Source organism: Streptomyces sp. NPDC003379 (assembly GCF_053589195.1).
Window position 1 is genome coordinate 150,321 of record NZ_JBSFRK010000005.1, and the last position, 15,765, is coordinate 166,085.

Annotated in this window: 12 protein-coding genes, 1 tRNA gene and 1 riboswitch; of the genes, 10 read left to right on the forward strand and 3 right to left on the reverse strand. The window is 70.4% G+C overall.

From position 1 onward, the window contains the following. Positions 1-323 precede the first annotated feature (323 nt). The 7 genes from ACWDVB_RS06860 (at position 324) to ACWDVB_RS06890 (ending at position 7,734) form a co-directional block, all read left to right on the forward strand. Positions 324-1,685 carry a cytochrome P450 family protein gene (locus ACWDVB_RS06860; RefSeq protein ID WP_451518017.1) on the forward strand — a complete coding sequence of 454 codons (1,362 nt, stop codon included), beginning with the start codon at positions 324-326 and terminating at the stop codon, positions 1,683-1,685. 142 nt (positions 1,686-1,827) lie between these two features. Beyond that, entirely contained in the window at positions 1,828-2,928 is a 1,101-nt protein-coding gene (locus ACWDVB_RS06865) for a transglycosylase family protein (protein WP_451518030.1), read from the forward strand. 194 nt (positions 2,929-3,122) lie between these two features. Continuing rightward, a riboswitch (cyclic di-AMP (ydaO/yuaA leader) is annotated at positions 3,123-3,294 on the forward strand. A 4-nt stretch (positions 3,295-3,298) separates the two neighbouring features. Further along, positions 3,299-4,021 carry a transglycosylase family protein gene (locus ACWDVB_RS06870; protein WP_451518018.1) on the forward strand — a complete coding sequence of 241 codons (723 nt, stop codon included), beginning with the start codon at positions 3,299-3,301 and terminating at the stop codon, positions 4,019-4,021. A 341-nt stretch (positions 4,022-4,362) separates the two neighbouring features. Further along, positions 4,363-5,649, forward strand: coding sequence for a phosphopyruvate hydratase (gene eno / locus ACWDVB_RS06875; protein ID WP_451518019.1), 1,287 nt, complete (start codon positions 4,363-4,365; stop codon positions 5,647-5,649). Positions 5,650-5,748: 99 nt separating this feature from the next. After that, entirely contained in the window at positions 5,749-6,228 is a 480-nt protein-coding gene (locus ACWDVB_RS06880) for an FtsB family cell division protein (protein ID WP_451518020.1), read from the forward strand. 34 nt (positions 6,229-6,262) lie between these two features. Continuing rightward, the gene (locus ACWDVB_RS06885; RefSeq protein WP_451518021.1) at positions 6,263-6,796 is read left to right on the forward strand and encodes a DUF501 domain-containing protein; all 534 of its coding nucleotides are present in this window, start codon (positions 6,263-6,265) and stop codon (positions 6,794-6,796) included. Then, positions 6,793-7,734: a Ppx/GppA phosphatase family protein gene (locus tag ACWDVB_RS06890; RefSeq protein WP_451518022.1), complete on the forward strand. Its 942-nt coding sequence runs from the start codon at positions 6,793-6,795 to the stop codon at positions 7,732-7,734. The genes ACWDVB_RS06885 and ACWDVB_RS06890 overlap by 4 nt, the downstream gene beginning before the upstream one ends. Before the next feature lie 17 nt (positions 7,735-7,751). On the opposite strand, the gene ACWDVB_RS06895 is transcribed toward ACWDVB_RS06890, so the two are convergent. Continuing rightward, complete coding sequence (locus ACWDVB_RS06895; RefSeq protein WP_451518023.1) at positions 7,752-8,297, reverse strand: hypothetical protein; 546 nt, start codon at positions 8,295-8,297, stop codon at positions 7,752-7,754. A gap of 485 nt (positions 8,298-8,782) precedes the next feature. Between ACWDVB_RS06895 and ACWDVB_RS06900 the strand changes: the two genes are divergently transcribed. Then, a complete protein-coding gene (locus ACWDVB_RS06900; protein ID WP_451518024.1) occupies positions 8,783-10,186 on the forward strand; it encodes an NAD(P)/FAD-dependent oxidoreductase in 1,404 nt (467 codons plus the stop codon). Between the two features lie 212 nt (positions 10,187-10,398). Further along, positions 10,399-11,697: a class I SAM-dependent methyltransferase gene (locus ACWDVB_RS06905; protein WP_451518031.1), complete on the forward strand. Its 1,299-nt coding sequence runs from the start codon at positions 10,399-10,401 to the stop codon at positions 11,695-11,697. Between the two features lie 76 nt (positions 11,698-11,773). Here ACWDVB_RS06905 and ACWDVB_RS06910 read toward each other — a convergent pair whose 3' ends face one another. Both ACWDVB_RS06910 and ACWDVB_RS06915 read right to left on the reverse strand, forming a co-directional pair. Then, positions 11,774-14,287 (reverse strand): ABC transporter permease, encoded by a 2,514-nt coding sequence (locus tag ACWDVB_RS06910; RefSeq protein ID WP_451518025.1) that lies wholly within the window; start codon positions 14,285-14,287, stop codon positions 11,774-11,776. Between the two features lie 168 nt (positions 14,288-14,455). Next, positions 14,456-15,226, reverse strand: coding sequence for an ABC transporter ATP-binding protein (locus tag ACWDVB_RS06915; protein ID WP_451518026.1), 771 nt, complete (start codon positions 15,224-15,226; stop codon positions 14,456-14,458). 385 nt (positions 15,227-15,611) lie between these two features. Between ACWDVB_RS06915 and ACWDVB_RS06920 the strand changes: the two genes are divergently transcribed. After that, positions 15,612-15,694: transfer RNA gene (locus tag ACWDVB_RS06920), tRNA-Leu, on the forward strand. The last annotated feature ends 71 nt before the right edge of the window (positions 15,695-15,765 follow it).

A 15,765-nucleotide genomic window follows, 5' to 3' on the forward strand; every position in this document is an offset into this window, starting at 1 on the left:
GCGGGGAACGGCGCGAGCAACCACGACGTGCCCGCGCCTGCGGGGGAGGTGGCCCGCCGCAGGCGAGTGGTGGGCGGGCGAAGCCGCCTAGGGGCGCGGGGAACGGCGCGAGCAACCGCGACGTGCCCGCGCTTGTGGGGGAGGTGGCCCGCCGCAGGCGAGTGGTGGGCGGGCGAAGCCGCCTAGGGGCGCGAGGAACGGCGCGAGCAACCCCGACGTACCCGCATCTACGGGGCGAGAAGGCCCGCCGCAGGCGAGGGAAGGGCGGGAGAAGCCCCCGCCGGGGAAGGCCGCCCCTCCACCCGGCCGGATACGGTCATGGCATGCACGACCAGCCCCCCGCACCGCCCCCCGCCGGATGCCCCTCACAGACGCCGCCCGAGGCCCAGGGGCCCGAACTCTTCACCTGGGAGTTCGCCACCGACCCCTACCCCGCCTACGCCTGGCTGCGCGAGAACTCCCCGGTGCACAGGACCACGCTGCCCAGCGGCGTCGAGGCGTGGCTCGTGACGCGGTACGCGGACGCGCGGCAGGCCCTCGCCGACCAGCGGCTCAGCAAGAATCCGGCCCATCACGACGAGCCCGCGCACGCCAAGGGCAAGACCGGCATCCCCGGCGAGCGCAAGGCCGAGCTGATGACGCATCTGCTCAACATCGACCCACCGGACCACACCCGCCTGCGGCGGCTCGTCTCGAAGGCGTTCACACCGCGCCGCGTCGCCGAGTTCGCGCCCCGCGTGCAGGAGCTGACGGACGCCCTGATCGACACGCTCGTCGACAAGCACGGCGCGGCCGAGGGCGAGGGCGAGGGCGAGGGCGAGGGCGAGGGCGAGGGCGAGGCCGACCTCATCCACGAGTTCGCCTTCCCGCTCCCCATCTACGCCATCTGCGACCTCCTCGGCGTCCCCCGCGAGGACCAGGACGACTTCCGCGACTGGGCGGGCATGATGATCCGCCACGGGGGAGGGCCGAGGGGCGGCGTGGCCCGCTCCGTGAAGAAGATGCGCGGCTACCTGGCCGAGCTGATCCACCGCAAGCGCCTCGACCCCGGCGACGACCTCATCTCCGGCCTCATCCGCGCCTCCGACCACGGCGAGCACCTCACGGAGAACGAGGCCGCCGCCATGGCCTTCATCCTGCTCTTCGCCGGTTTCGAGACCACCGTCAACCTCATCGGCAACGGCATGTACGCCCTTCTCACCCACCCCGAGCAGCGCGCCCGTCTACAGAAGGCGCTGGCGGAGGGCGACACGGGCCTCCTGGAGACCGGCGTCGAGGAACTGCTCCGCTTCGACGGGCCCGTGGAACTCGCCACGTGGCGGTTCGCCACCGAGGCGCTGACCGTCGGCGGGCAGCGCGTCGCCGCCGGCGACCCCGTTCTCGTCGTGCTCGCCGCCGCCGACCGCGACCCCGAACGCTTCGAGCGGCCCGACACCCTTGACCTCTCCCGAAGTGACAACCAGCACCTCGGATACGGGCACGGCATCCACTACTGCCTCGGCGCCCCACTCGCCCGCCTGGAGGGCCAGACCGCCCTCGCGACGCTGCTGCGGCGCCTTCCCGATCTGCAACTAGCGGCCGACCCCGAGGATTTGCGGTGGCGTGGCGGGCTGATCATGCGGGGACTGCGCACCCTGCCGGTGAAGTTCACAACCGCACAGAAAACGGCCGCCGCACGGGACTGAACTGACGGAGCGTCACGACTGTGATGTTCGCGTGATCTCCCCTGCATCGACTTGTGACAAGCGTTCGACTGCGGCTACGTTCACGTCGACTCGGGCACCCCGGTGCCCCTGTCGCCGCAATAGTCTCGTGAAAGGCAACCGCATGCTCTCCGGCAATGGTCGTCACCGACGCCCCCGCCAGGCCCCGGCCCTCATCGTCGCGGCAGGAGTCACCGGATCCGCCATCGCCATCCCGCTCCTCGGAGCCACCAGCGCGAGCGCCGCCGAGACGGCGACCTGGGACAAGCTCGCCGAGTGCGAGAGTGGCGGCGCGTGGAGCGCCAACCCCGGCAATGGTTACTACGGAGGGCTCCAGCTCTCCCAGGAGACCTGGGAGCGGCACGGCGGCCTCGACTACGCGCCGAGCGCGGACCAGGCCTCCAAGTCCCAGCAGATCGCCGTCGCCGAGAAGATCCTCGACGGCCAGGGCCCCGCCGCCTGGCCGAGCTGCGCCCCGATCGCCGGACTCACCAACGGCGGCGCCGCGGCCGACGTGGACCCGGGCGACCCGGTCGTCCCCGACTCGTCCGGTTCGACCGGCTCCGAGAAGTCCCCGGACAAGGGGAAGGGGACGGGCGAGGACGCGAACAAGGACGCGAGCAAGGACGCGAACAAGGACGCGGACAAGTCGGACGGCAAATCCTCCGGCTCCGCCGATCCGTCCGACGACGCGTCAAGCGCCCCCGGCTCCTCCAGCGGTGATGGCGACGGCGACGACGCGAGCGACACGCCCGGCTCGGACGGCGCCTCCCGAGACAAGAATCACGACAAGACGGGCAACAAGGGCAGCACGGGCAACAAGGGCACCGAGGGCGACCAGGGCAAGACGGACGGCAAGACGGACGGCAAGGGCGAGGCGGGCGACCCCGGCAAGTCCGGGCGGAAGGACAGCACTTCCCCCGGGTCCGAGGACCCGGCCACCCCCACCGACGACACCGCCTCCGGCCGCCACCGCGGCGACCGCGCGGACGAGACCGCCTCCGGCGACCGTCCCGGACGGCACGCCTCGCGCGGCGCCGACCGCACGGAGAAGCTCGCCGACGGGACGTACAAGGTCCGCTCCGGGGACAACCTTTCGGCGATCGCGGACGACCTCGACGTCGATGGCGGCTGGCGCGAGCTCTACACCGAGAACAAGAAGACCGTCGGCGGGGACCCGGACCTCATTCTCCCCGGTCAGAGCCTCGATTTGGGCGAAAAGTAAGGGAAGTTGACGAAGCGTCCGGTGGGGACTTCGCGCCGAATGTCCCTATTGGTGCAAGTGAGAGATGGGTCTCAGAAGCCCTGATCGCCTTTGAAATTCCGGCGATCCCCTGTCTACGGTCGTGACCGCTCGCCATTGGTGGGCCCCGCCGGTCGGTACGCCGAATCCTGCCAACGGCCGGACGGGAACAGTCGTCGCTTCGAGCGCCGTAGGCAGGAGCGGGGGACCCAAGGTAAGCGCCGTTGCGAAACGGCTAGGGGTGAAGGCGCCATACGAGTAGCTAGCAGTAGCTACGAGTAGCGCGCCCGGGCAACTTCACTGGCCCGAACCCGACAGCTCACCTCGCAGGCGTCGGTGAGGGGATCAACTCATGCTGTTTTCCAGCAAGGGCAAGCACCGCCGTCCGTCCAAGGCCACCCGTGTCGTCACGCTCGCCGGTGTCACCGGTGTCGCCGTGGCGGCCCCGCTGATGGCCGCCGGTTCGGCCTCCGCCGCCACCGGCGCCGAGTGGGACGCCGTGGCCCAGTGCGAGTCCGGCGGCAACTGGTCGATCAACACCGGCAACGGCTACCAGGGCGGTCTGCAGTTCTCGCCGTCCACCTGGGCCGCGTACGGCGGCACCAAGTACGCGCCGAGCGCCGACAAGGCCTCCAAGGCCCAGCAGATCGAGATCGCCGAGAAGGTCCTCGCCGGTCAGGGCAAGGGTGCCTGGCCGAGCTGTGGCGTCGGTCTCTCGGGCGCCGCGTACAACGGCGGCGGTGGCGGCTCGCAGCAGCAGGCCCCGCAGGAGCAGGCCAAGCCGAAGCCGCAGCCGCAGCAGACGCAGCAGCAGGCCGCCCCGCAGCAGACGCAGCAGGCTCCGAAGCCGCAGCCCGCGCCGCAGACCGAGTCCAAGAAGACCGTCGAGACCCCGACCGGCAAGACGGTCGAGAAGGGCGACGGCGAGTACAAGGTCAAGACCGGCGACACGCTCTCCAAGATCGCCGAGTCGCACGACGTCAAGGGCGGCTGGCAGAAGGTCTACAAGCTCAACGGCGACATCATCGACGACGCCGACTTCATCTACCCGGGCCAGCAGCTCCACCTCAGCTGACCCGCCCGCGGCCGTGCCTCGGCGGACGCACGGCCGCTCTCCCCGTCCCCACGGGCTCCCCGCCCCGGTGCGCGTATCCCCCGTACGCACCGGGGCGGGGCCATGTCCACCCGTGTCCGCCCGCCCTTCGCCCGCCGCCCGCCCTCCGGCCGCTGTTCGCTACCAGCGAGTAGAAAATGGGGGCTTACGCCCTGTTTCCCGGCCGTTTGGGCTTTCCTCCGTCCCAGGGGACGGGCGGTCGGCTGGCCGAAGGCTCCGGGCCGGTTAGGCTCAGGAGGCGCAGGGCCGAAGCGGCCCGGCGTAATCGTGTATACGCGTCACACTCCCAGAAGGAGATGCTCGTGCCGTCCATCGACGTCGTCGTAGCCCGGGAAATCCTGGACTCCCGAGGCAACCCCACGGTCGAGGTCGAGGTCGGCCTCGACGACGGCAGCACCGGTCGTGCCGCCGTCCCGTCCGGTGCCTCCACCGGTGCCTTCGAGGCCATCGAACTCCGCGACGGTGACCCCAACCGTTACCACGGCAAGGGCGTGGAGAAGGCCGTCCTCGCCGTCATCGAGCAGATCGGCCCGGAGCTCGTCGGCTACGACGCCACCGAGCAGCGCCTGATCGACCAGGCCATGTTCGACCTGGACGCCACCGACAACAAGGGCTCGCTCGGCGCCAACGCCATCCTCGGCGTCTCCCTCGCCGTCGCGCACGCCGCCTCCGAGGCCAGCGACCTGCCGCTCTTCCGCTACCTCGGCGGACCCAACGCGCACCTGCTGCCCGTCCCGATGATGAACATCCTGAACGGCGGGTCGCACGCCGACTCGAACGTCGACATCCAGGAGTTCATGATCGCGCCGATCGGCGCCGAGTCGTTCTCCGAGGCGCTGCGCTGGGGCACCGAGGTCTACCACACGCTGAAGAAGGTCCTGAAGAGCAAGGGCCTGGCCACCGGCCTCGGCGACGAGGGCGGCTTCGCCCCGAACCTCGACTCCAACCGCGCCGCCCTCGACCTCATCCTCGAGGCCATCAAGGAGGCCGGTTACATCCCCGGCGAGCAGATCGGCCTCGCGCTCGACGTCGCCGCGTCCGAGTTCTACAAGGACGGCAAGTACCAGTTCGAGGGCAAGGAGCGCTCGGCCGCCGAGATGACCGAGTACTACGAGGAGCTCGTCGCCTCGTACCCGCTCGTCTCCATCGAGGACCCGCTCTTCGAGGACGACTGGGCCGGCTGGAACGCCATCACCGAGAAGCTCGGCGACAAGGTGCAGCTCGTCGGCGACGACCTGTTCGTCACCAACCCGGAGCGCCTGGCGCGCGGCATCGAGGAGAACTCGGCCAACGCCCTGCTCGTCAAGGTCAACCAGATCGGTTCGCTGACCGAGACCCTGGACGCCGTCGAGATGGCCCAGCGCAGCGGCTTCAAGTGCATGATGTCCCACCGCTCCGGCGAGACCGAGGACGTCACCATCGCCGACCTCGCCGTCGCCACCAACTGCGGCCAGATCAAGACCGGCGCCCCGGCCCGCTCCGAGCGCGTCGCCAAGTACAACCAGCTCCTGCGCATCGAGGAGATCCTCGACGACGCCGCGGTCTACGCCGGCCGCAGCGCGTTCCCGCGCTTCCGCTCCGCGGAGTAGTGGGCACCACGTAGTCACCTACCTACGTCCCCGCACCCGGTCCCGTACCGTGTGCGGGGACGTACGTACGTATACGCGCTGCTCTGGGGAGGCGGAACCATGGCCAAGGCCGGGCCCAAGGACCGGTACTCCACCGCTACCCGCCTGCGGCTGCTGGGCGAGCAGACCGCCGAGCGTGTCTACCGCTCCCAGACCAAGCGCCAGGCGCGCCGCTCCCGGCTCACCGGCCGCGCGGCGCTCCTCGCGCTCGTGATCTGCTCCATGGTCGTCGCGCTCGCGTACCCGATAAGGCAGTACGTGTCGCAGCGCGCCGAGATCGACGACCTGCGCCGGCAGCAGGCCGAGCGCCAGGAGGACGTCGAGAAGCTGCGCGACGAGAAGGCCCGCTGGCAGGACGACGCGTACGCGGAGCAGCGCATCCGGGACCGCCTGCACTACGTGATGCCCGGCGAGACCGGGTTCACGGTGATCGACCCCGCGGCGGCGAAGAGCCGGCGCGCGGACCAGGAGGCGGCCCCGCGCCCCTGGTACTCGAACGTCTGGGACGGCGTGGACAAGGCCGACCGCCCCGCACACTGACTTACTGATCGACCCCGATGATGGAAAGACAGGCATGCAAACGCCCCCGCCGACCACTGACCGCACCGAGCCGACCGACGCCGACGTCGAGGCCTTCAAGCAGCAGCTCGGCCGCCCGCCGCGCGGCCTGCGGGCCATCGCGCACCGCTGCCCCTGCGGTCAGCCGGACGTCGTGGAGACGGCGCCGCGCCTGCCGGACGGTACGCCCTTCCCGACGACGTACTACCTCACCTGCCCGCGTGCCGCGTCCGCGATCGGCACCCTTGAGGCCAACGGCGTCATGAAGGAGATGTCGGAGCGGCTCAGGACCGACCCCGAGCTGGCCGCCGCCTACCGCGCCGCCCACGAGGACTACCTCGCGCGCCGCGACGCCATCGAGGTCCTGGAGGGCTTCCCGAGCGCGGGCGGCATGCCGGACCGCGTGAAGTGCCTGCACGTCCTGGTCGGCCACTCCCTGGCCGCGGGCCCCGGCGTGAACCCCCTCGGCGACGAGGCCATCGCGATGCTGCCCGAGTGGTGGGCCAAGGGCCCCTGCGTTACGCCGTGCGCGCCCGAGGGCGACGCGTGACCCGGGTCGCCGCCATCGACTGCGGCACGAACTCGATCCGCCTCCTGGTGGCGGACGCCGACCCGGCCACGGGCGAACTCGTCGACCTGGACCGCCGGATGACGATCGTCCGCCTCGGCCAGGACGTGGACAGGACGGGCCGCCTCGCCCCCGAGGCCCTGGAGCGCACCTTCGCGGCCTGCCGCGAGTACGCCGAGGCGATCAAGGCGCACGGCGCGGAGCGCGTCCGCTTCGTCGCCACGTCCGCCTCGCGCGACGCGGAGAACCGCGACGAGTTCGTCCAGGGCGTCCTGGACATCCTCGGCGTCGAGCCGGAGGTCATCACCGGCGCGCAGGAGGCGGAGTTCTCCTTCACGGGTGCGACCAAGGAGCTCACCGGCCGCGACGACCTGGCCAAGCCGTACCTGGTGGTGGACATCGGCGGCGGCTCGACGGAGTTCGTGGTCGGCACCGACTCCGTCCGGGCGGCCCGCTCGGTGGACATCGGCTGCGTCCGCATGACGGAACGTCACCTCGTACGCGACGGAGCCGTCGCCGATCCCCCGGCACGGGAGCGGTTCGCCGCGGTCCGCGCGGACATCGAGGCGGCCCTGGACCTCGCCGAGCGGACGGTCCCGCTCAAGGAGGCCCGCACGCTGGTCGGCCTCGCGGGTTCGGTGACGACGGTCGCCGCGATCGCGCTCGGCCTCGACACGTACGACTGGCGGGCGATCCACCACTCCCGGATCCCCTACGAGCAGGTCGCCGCCATCACGGAACGCCTGATGACCACCACGCACGCCGAGCGCGCCGCGATCCCGGTGATGCACCCGGGCCGCGTCGACGTCATCGCGTCGGGCGCCCTCGTCCTGCTCGCGATCATGGACAGGACCGACGCCCACGAGGTCGTCGTGAGCGAACACGACATCCTCGACGGCATCGGCTGGTCCATCGCCTGAGGCGCCGCCGGTCTCTGTCAAGCGGCCCGGCACAGGTCCGTAGGACCCGGCGGAGTCGCGGCGTGGGGCAGGAGTGCGGGGACGGGGTCGATGGGGCGGGCGGGGGCCGAGCGGGTTCCGGTGAAGACCATGAGCCGCAGCACCGCGAACCGGGCCACGCCGGCGAGCGCGGAGGCGGACAGGTAGACGGCCTGTTCGAGCACCGCGCCGGGCCCCGCCACCAGCTGCTGAAGGGCGAACATCGCCGCGCAGGTCACCGCGTACGCGGCCGCCGCCGAGCCGGCCGACTGGGCGTGCTGGCGCCAGGTCGCCCGGCCGCCCGCGCCGAAGGTGAAGCGGGCGTGCAGTTCGGTGGCCAGGAGCGTGGAGGCCGCGGTGATCACGGCGTTGGCCAGCGCCCAGGGGAGCCAGGAGGCGAGGGCCGCCACGGCGAAGCTGGAGGCGAGCCCCACCCCGCCGCCGCAGAGCACGAACCGGGCGAAGGCGGTGAAGGCGGTGGAGGGGCCGCCGGTGCGGGGGGTGCCCGAAGATGATGCCTGTTCCTGGCTCTGTGCTCTCTCCATGACCCCGGCCCCTTTGAATCGTCCACCCCGCGCTTTGCCCACCCTGGACTTGAAGGCCAGAGGGGCGCGCCGCCGATGGTGCCATCATGGCACACAAGTGGTGCCACTCATAGGTATTTGTGGCGCCACCGTCGTTTCTGGCGGGCTGCGGCGACAAAGTTCGTGAAGTTCTTCACAAGGAATTCGGCCCTGATGGGCAAGGTTCCGGGGCACCGAAGCCCCGAAAGAGTCATCCACGGGCCCCCCGGGGCGTCGCCGGAGTGTTCCAGGCCTGTGGTCCGCGGGCGGGGCGGTCCAGTGGTTCACTGGCGCCCGGGAATCAGAGCGGCAGCTCACAAGGGGTGGACAACGACTCGCGTGGTGCGGTGGTTCCCCTGGGGCGCCATGACCTCGGTCACGTGGGCGGCGAAGTGTAGCAGAGGCCCCCTCCATGCTTGTGAAGGGGCGCACGAGCGACCCCCGCCGGACGGGTGGATACTCGAGGCATGAGCACCACGGAGCGTCCCAGGATCCTCGTAGTAGGCGGTGGGTACGTAGGCCTGTACGCAGCTCGGCGCATCCTCAAGAAGATGCGCTACGGAGAGGCGACCGTCACGGTCGTCGACCCTCGGTCGTACATGACCTACCAGCCCTTCCTCCCCGAAGCCGCCGCCGGCAGCATCTCGCCGCGGCACGTCGTCGTCCCGCTGCGACGCGTGCTGCCCAAGGCCGAGGTTCTCACCGGCCGGGTCACCACCATCGACCAGGACCGGAAGGTAGCCACCATCGCCCCCCTCGTGGGCGAGGCGTACGAGCTGCCCTTCGACTACCTCGTCATCGCGATGGGCGCGGTCTCCCGCACCTTCCCGATCCCCGGCCTCGCCGAGCAGGGCATCGGCATGAAGGGCATCGAGGAGGCCATCGGCCTGCGCAACCACGTTCTCGAGCAGCTGGACAAGGCTGACTCCACGACCGACGAGGACGTCCGCCGCAAGGCGCTGACCTTCGTCTTCGTCGGCGGTGGCTTCGCGGGTGCGGAGACCATCGGCGAGGTCGAGGACATGGCCCGCGACGCGGCCAAGTACTACAACAACGTGAAGCGCGAGGACATGCGCTTCGTGCTGGTCGACGCCGCGGACAAGATCCTCCCCGAGGTCGGCCCGAAGCTCGGCCAGTACGGCAAGGAGCACCTGGAGAGCCGCGGGGTCGAGGTCTACCTCTCGACGTCGATGGACTCCTGCGTGGACGGCCACGTCGTCCTGAAGAACGGCCTGGAGGTCGACTCCAGCACCATCGTGTGGACCGCCGGCGTCAAGCCGAACCCGGCGCTCACCCGCTTCGGTCTGCCGCTCGGCCCCCGTGGCCACGTCGACACCCGGACGACCCTCCAGGTGCAGGGCACCGACTACATCTGGGCCGCGGGCGACAACGCGCAGGTGCCGGACCTCGTCGGCCGCAAGGCGGGCAACGAGAACGCCTGGTGCCCGCCCAACGCCCAGCACGCGCTGCGTCAGGCGAAGGTCCTCGGCGACAACGTGATCTCCGGCATGCGGGGCTTCCCGCAGAAGGAGTACAGCCACGCCAACAAGGGTGCGGTCGCCGGTCTCGGCCTGCACAAGGGCGTCGCGATGATCGTCATGGGCAAGATGAAGATCAAGCTCAAGGGCCGTCTCGCCTGGTACATGCACCGCGCGTACCACGGCATGGCGATGCCGACGTACAACCGCAAGATCCGCGTCTTCGCGGACTGGACGCTCGGCATGTTCCTCAAGCGTGAGGTCGTCTCCCTCGGTGCTCTGGAAGCGCCTCGCGAGGAGTTCTACGAGGCCGCCAAGCCGGCCCCGAAGCCGCAGGTCGCGGCCGAGCCCGCCCCGGCGGTCAAGGCCGAGGAGAAGGCCAAGGCCTCCTGACCTCGCGTCAGTGATCCACCCCGAAGGGGGCCGCCCGCCATCCGTGGTGCGGGCGGCCCCCTTCGGCGTACCCGGACAGCAAATAGGTGCCCCTGGCATCTGTTTTGCCGTTCCGTGACGCGCCGACGGGACTGCGCACGGGGTCCTGCGGTGTTTACGTGGTGTCGGACCACTCGGACCGTTCCGGGGTCGACCTCACGGAGGTGTGCGCCATGCAGAACGCCGCGCTGCGGCTGAAGGACCTTGCCGAGCAGCTCATGGGAGCTGAGCTACCGGTACGTATCCGCGCCTGGGACGGTTCGCAGGCCGGGCCCCCGGGCGCCCCCACCCTCGTCGTACGCAACCGCCGCGCCCTCCGTCACCTCCTGTGGAAGCCGGGCGAACTGGGCCTGGCCCGCGCCTGGGTCGCCGGTGACCTCGACGTCGACGGGGACCTCTACGAGATGCTCGACCGGATGGCCGAGTTCATCTGGGAGCGGGACGAGGACGCGAGGAGCGTGCCGCAGGCGCTGCGCGACCCGCGCATCCGCGCCGCCGCCCGCTCGCTGCTCGCCCTCTCCGCACCCTTCGTGCCGCCCGCGCCGCCGCCGGAGGAGATGCGCAGACGCGGCCGTCTCCATCTGCACACCAAGGGCAGCGACCGGCGGGCCATCAGCCACCACTACGACGTGGGCAACGACTTCTACGAACTGGTGCTCGGCCCTTCGATGGTCTACTCCTGCGCCTACTGGGCCTCGCCCGACTCCGCCCTGGAGGACGCCCAGCGCGACAAGCTCGCACTCATCTCCCGCAAGCTCGCCCTGAAGCCCGGCATGCGCCTGCTCGACGTCGGCTGCGGCTGGGGCTCCATGGCGATCCACGCGGCCCGCGAGCACGGCGTCACCGTCGTCGGCGTCACCCTCTCCCAGGAGCAGGCCGCCTACGCCAGGAAGCGCATCGCCGAGGAGGGCCTCACCGACCGGATCGAGATCCGCGTCCAGGACTACCGGGACGTGCGCGACGGCCCGTACGACGCGATCTCCTCCATCGGCATGGCCGAACACGTCGGCTCCGAGCGCTACTTGGAGTACGCGCACGACCTGCACGCCCTGCTGAAGCCGGGCGGGCGGCTGCTCAACCACCAGATCGCGCGCCGGCCGCAGGGCGACGAATCGGCGTACACGGTGGACGAGTTCATCGACGCGTACGTCTTCCCCGACGGGGAGCTGGCGCCCGTGGGCACCACGGTGGAGCTGCTGGAGCGCGCCGGGTTCGAGGTGCGCGACGTGGAGGCCATCCGGGAGCACTACGCCCTCACGCTGCGCCGCTGGGTCGCCAACCTGGAGGCGAAGTGGCCCGAGGCCCAGCGCCTCACCTCGCCCGGCCGCGCCCGCATCTGGCGGCTCTACATGGCCGCCTCCGCGCTCGCCTTCGAACGCAACCGCATCGGCGTCAACCAGGTCCTCGCGGTGAGAACCCCCGAGGGCGGCGCCTCGGGAATGCCGCTGCGGGCCCGGGAGTGGCGCGCGTAGTCCGTGCGTACGTACGTACGTGAAAGGGGCCCCGGACGGATCGCCGTCCGGGGCCCCTCTCCCCTCTCTCGTATCGCTACTCGCTCTTGATGGCCATCAGCGGGTTCAGCTTCGCCGCGCTGCGGGCCGGCCAGACCGCCGCGAGGACGCCGACCAGGGCCGCGATCCCGAGGAAGACCACGATCCGGCCGACCGGGACCTCCATGGCGTACGTGGTGACCGAGTTGGCGATGGTGCCGCCCGCGACCCAGCCCATGAAGAGGCCGAGGCCGACGCCGAGCACCGCGCCGAACAGGGAGATGATGACCGCCTCCAGGCGCACCATCTGCTTGACCTTCGCGCGGTCCAGGCCGATGGCCCGCAGCATGCCGATCTCGTGCTTGCGCTCGAAGACCGACATGGCCAGGGTGTTGATGACGCCGAGCACCGCGATCAGGACGGCCATGGCCAGGAGGCCGTAGAGCATGTTCAGCATCATGTTGATGGAGCCGGCCACCGCGTTGCTGATCGCGTCCTTGTCCTGGACGGTGATGGCGGGGTTGTCGCCGAGGGCATCCACGATGGCGTCCTCGGCCTTGTCGGAGGCGCCGCCCTTCATCTTCACGAGCACCTGCTTGTCGACGACCTTGGTCAGGTGCGGATCGACGACGGAGGTCGGCGCGAAGAGGCCGTTGAGCATCTCGTTGCCCTCGTAGACCCCGGCGACCTTCAGCCGGACCGTCTTGCCGTCGTCGTCGAACTTCACCGGGAAGGTGTCGCCCGTCTTGAGGCCCTCGTCCTTGGCGGTGTCCGTGTCGACGAGCGCGCCGCCGGACTTCAGGCCCGCCACCGAGCCGCTGGTGAAGTCCAGACCCACCAGCTTGCCGAAGGTCTTCGGGTCGACACCGGCGATGGAGGCGTAGGTGCCGTCGGTCTCGCCGTACGTGGTGCGCAGCGGGCTCGTCGCCTCGACGTCCGGGAGCCTGTCCAGCTTCTCGCGGACCTCGGGGGTCAGCGGCTCGAAGTTCGCCATGGAGATGCTGTAGTCGGCCTTCATGGAGCCCGCGGCCATCTTGTTGATGGCGCTGCTCATGGAGGTGGCGACCACCGTCATCGCGGTGATGAGGGTGAGGCCGATCATCAGGGCGGCGGCGGTGGACGCCGTACGGCGCGGGTTGCGCAGCGAGTTGAGGCGGGAGAGCTTGCCGGTGACGCCGAACGGCCTCAGGAGCGGGGCCGCGACGGCGATGAACGGGCGGGACAGCAGCGGCGTCAGGACGATGACGCCGACGAGCATGACGCCCGCGCCACCCGACTTCACGTAGTTGTCCTTCATGAAGAGCATCACCGCGCCGAGCGCGACGATGATCGAACCGATGGTGTTGCGGACCACCAGGCCGCGGGTGGTCGGCGTCGCGTGGACGCTGTTCATCGCGGCGACCGGCGGGATCTTCGCGGCGCGGCGGCCCGGCAGCCAGGCGGCCAGCATGGTCACGACCACGCCGATGAGCAGGGCCACGACGATCGTGGCCGGGGCGATGACGAGCGGCCCGGAGGGCAGCGAGGCACCGGCGGAGTTCATCAGGGACTCCAGGCCCACGGCCACGCCGATGCCGAGCGCGAAGCCGGTCGCGGCGGCGATCACACCGACGAGGAAGGCCTCGATCAGCACGGAGCGCGTCACCTGGCGGCGCGAGGCGCCGATGGCCCGCATGAGCGCGAGCTCCTTGGTGCGCTGGGCGACCAGCATGGTGAAGGTGTTGGCGATGATGAAGATGCCGACGAAGAGCGCGATGCCGGCGAAGATCAGCAGGACCTGGCTCATGGAGCTTGTCTGCTGCTCGATCATGTCGTCCTGCTGGGACTTGAGCTCGCCACCGGTCATCGTCGGGTGGTCCGCGGGCAGGATCTTCTCGACCGAGCGCTCCAGGGCCGCCTCGGAGGTGCCCGCGGCCGCCTTCACGTCGATCTCGTCGTACTGCGTCTTGTTGAGCTCCTTGAGCGCCGTCCGGTTGTCGAAGACGACCAGGCTGCCGCCCGCGACGACGCTGCCCTCGTCGGTGTCGAAGATGCCGCTGACCTTCGCGGTGCGGACCGGGCCGTCGGTGGAGTAGCGGACGGAGTCGCCCACCTGGTAGCCGGTGCGGTCGGCGGTACGGGAGTCGAGGGCGATGTCACCGGCGGACTTCGGGGCGGCGCCCTCGGTGAAGTCGTAGCGCGGGTCCTTGCCGTCCTTGCCCGGGTAGTAGTTGGCGCCGGTGGTGCCCCACTCGCCGCCGACCAGCTTGCCGTCCTTGTCGGCGAGCGCGGTGAAACCGGAGACGGAGCCGAGCACGGACTCGGCGCCGGGCAGCTCCCCGGCCTTCTTCAGGAGGGAGTCGGTGAGCCGGGGCTTCTGCTTCTTCTCCTCGTCCCCCGAGCCGCCGTCGGAGAGGACGGCGACGGAGACGTGGTCGAAGCTCTTCGCCGACTTGTTCTTGTAGGCGTTGCCGAAGGTGTCGGTGAAGACGAGGGTGCCGGAGACGAACGCGACGCCGAGCATGACGGCGAGCACGGTCATCAACAGCCTGGCCTTGTGCGCGAGCACGTTGCGCAGGGCGGTACGGAACATGGGAGTCAGTCCAAGTGAGGGGAGCGCCCGAAGGAGCGCGGGGAGCGCCCCTTCAGGGGCGCGGGGCTGTGACATTTGCGGCTCCGCCGCGTGGGCGCGACCAGCCACGGCGGACCCGCAGTCCGAGCGATTCAGCGAGCCGAAGTGACCGGTGAAGGCCAAGCGGCCCTAGCTCGTGCGGCCCTTCGCGTCGAAGTCCTTCATCCGGTCGAGCACGCCCTCGGCGCTCGGCCGCAGCATCTCGTCGACGATCCGCCCGTCCGCGAGGAAGATGACACGGTCCGCGTACGACGCGGCCACCGGGTCATGGGTGACCATGACGACGGTCTGCCCGAGGTCCCGCACGGAGTTCCGCAGGAAGCCGAGGACCTCGGCGCCCGAGCGCGAGTCGAGGTTTCCGGTCGGCTCGTCACCGAAGATGATCTCGGGCTGCGAGGCGAGCGCGCGGGCCACGGCGACGCGCTGCTGCTGGCCGCCGGAGAGTTCGGTGGGCCGGTGGCTGAGCCGCCCGGAGAGGCCGACCATCTCGATGACCTGCTCCAGCCACCGCTTGTCCGGCTTGCGGCCCGCGATGTCCATCGGGAGGGTGATGTTCTCCAGGGCCGTCAGGGTGGGCAGCAGGTTGAACGCCTGGAAGATGAAGCCGATCTTGTCCCGGCGGAGCTTGGTCAGCTGCTTGTCCTTGAGCGTGGACAGTTCGGTCTCGCCCAGCCGTACGGAGCCGGAGCTGAAGCTGTCCAGGCCGGCGACGCAGTGCATCAGGGTGGACTTGCCGGACCCCGAGGGGCCCATGATCGCGGTGAACTCGCCCTGCCCGAAGTCGACGGACACGTGGTCCAGGGCGACCACCTGGGTCTCACCCTGTCCGTACACCTTGGAGAGATCCGTGGCGCGTGCGGCCACGGAGGTGGCGCGGGCGGCGAAGGGGGTGGTGGTCACGGGACGGTGCTCCTGTCGGGACGACGAGTGGGGACGTACTCCATCGTGCTGGCCGATCAGGGCTCTGGAGTCAGCCGCTGTTCCGGTTCCTGGGGCCCTCTCCAGTCGGACCCGGGGGCGGCCTGTCATACCTGGGGATGACGTGCGTCCCTGAGACCCGGGGCCCGGCGCGGGAACGGACGGGAGGCTAAATTCCGTCATTCCGTGCAGAGGCCCATGAGACCGGCCGGGAGCGTGGAAAGGCCTCCGGCATGTACCAATGGACCGTACCGGCGGCTGATGCACCCTCAGGCGTCAATAAAATAAGACAACATCGGGCTCCCCGTCCGCTGATCGGGGGATGCCTCCCGATAGGGTCGAATCCTTGCTGCGGGGCCCATGGCCTGCCCGGATGGTGGAATGCAGACACGGCGAGCTTAAACCTCGCTGCCCCTCGGGGGCGTGCCGGTTCGAGTCCGGCTCCGGGCACCTCCGTCTCCTGTGACGGACCGGTGTCCAGAGGGCCGGGGCATACGCCTGTCGGCCAGTCAGCTCCCCCC

What these genes read in the sequence shown, in the direction of transcription:
- ACWDVB_RS06860 (WP_451518017.1), top strand. Translation starts at nt 324, where the DNA reads ATGCACGACCAGCCCCCCGCACCGCCCCCCGCCGGATGCCCCTCACAG.
- ACWDVB_RS06865 (WP_451518030.1), top strand. Translation starts at nt 1,828, where the DNA reads ATGCTCTCCGGCAATGGTCGTCACCGACGCCCCCGCCAGGCCCCGGCC.
- ACWDVB_RS06870 (WP_451518018.1), top strand. Translation starts at nt 3,299, where the DNA reads ATGCTGTTTTCCAGCAAGGGCAAGCACCGCCGTCCGTCCAAGGCCACC.
- ACWDVB_RS06880 (WP_451518020.1), top strand. Translation starts at nt 5,749, where the DNA reads ATGGCCAAGGCCGGGCCCAAGGACCGGTACTCCACCGCTACCCGCCTG.
- ACWDVB_RS06885 (WP_451518021.1), top strand. Translation starts at nt 6,263, where the DNA reads ATGCAAACGCCCCCGCCGACCACTGACCGCACCGAGCCGACCGACGCC.
- ACWDVB_RS06895 (WP_451518023.1), bottom strand. Translation starts at nt 8,297, where the DNA reads ATGGAGAGAGCACAGAGCCAGGAACAGGCATCATCTTCGGGCACCCCC.
- ACWDVB_RS06900 (WP_451518024.1), top strand. Translation starts at nt 8,783, where the DNA reads ATGAGCACCACGGAGCGTCCCAGGATCCTCGTAGTAGGCGGTGGGTAC.
- ACWDVB_RS06905 (WP_451518031.1), top strand. Translation starts at nt 10,399, where the DNA reads ATGCAGAACGCCGCGCTGCGGCTGAAGGACCTTGCCGAGCAGCTCATG.
- ACWDVB_RS06910 (WP_451518025.1), bottom strand. Translation starts at nt 14,287, where the DNA reads ATGTTCCGTACCGCCCTGCGCAACGTGCTCGCGCACAAGGCCAGGCTG.